Here is an 807-nt window from a genome sequence, read left to right as displayed (position 1 = left end):
TGCACCGCTGCTGCCAGCCGCCGCTTCAGCGTCCAGCCCGCCGTTCAGAATGCCTTCCACGTAATCGGGCTCGCCCGTGGTCTTGAGGTATTCGACCACGCGGTGGACTTCATCATCGGCCACGAACGCCCCGTGTACACGTTGCGGATAACCGGTGCCCGGGGGCAGAAACAGCATGTCGCCCTGACCCAGCAGGGCTTCGGCACCCATCTGGTCCAGAATGGTCCGGCTGTCGATCTTGGACGACACCTGGAAGGCCACGCGGGTCGGGATGTTGGCCTTGATCAGGCCGGTGATCACGTCCACGCTGGGGCGCTGCGTGGCCAGAATCAAATGGATACCGGCAGCACGCGCTTTCTGGGCCAGGCGCGCGATCAGTTCTTCAATCTTCTTGCCCGCGACCATCATCAGGTCAGCAAATTCATCGACCACCACCACCACAAACGGCAGGTGCTGCAGGGGCTCCGGGTTGTCCGGAGTCAGGCTGAACGGGTTGCTGAGCGGCTTGCCGGCTTTCTCGGCCTCTTTCACCTTCTGGTTGAAGCCCGCCAGGTTACGCACACCCATGGCGCTCATCAGACGGTAGCGCTTTTCCATCTCCGCCACACACCAGTTCAGCGCGTTGGCGGCCAGTTTCATGTCGGTGACGACCGGGGCCAGGAGGTGCGGGATACCGTCGTAGACGGAGAGTTCCAGCATCTTCGGGTCGACCATGATGAAGCGGACTTCATCGGGCGTGGCCTTGTACAGCAGCGACAGGATCATCGCATTCACACCGACCGACTTGCCCGAACCCGTGGTACCCGC

The 807-nt window shown here is 62.3% G+C and carries 1 protein-coding gene; it reads right to left on the bottom strand.

The window, feature by feature from the left end; translation table 11 throughout:
* Nucleotides 1–807 (bottom strand): FtsK/SpoIIIE domain-containing protein (locus tag IEX44_RS20815; protein ID WP_268238914.1); only part of this gene is annotated, 807 nt, incomplete at both ends.

The organism is Silvimonas amylolytica (genome assembly GCF_014645555.1).
Lineage (GTDB): Bacteria > Pseudomonadota > Gammaproteobacteria > Burkholderiales > Chitinibacteraceae > Silvimonas > Silvimonas amylolytica.
The sequence above is the reverse complement of the archived record's forward strand: the minus strand, read 5'-3'. Positions and strand labels throughout refer to the sequence as shown.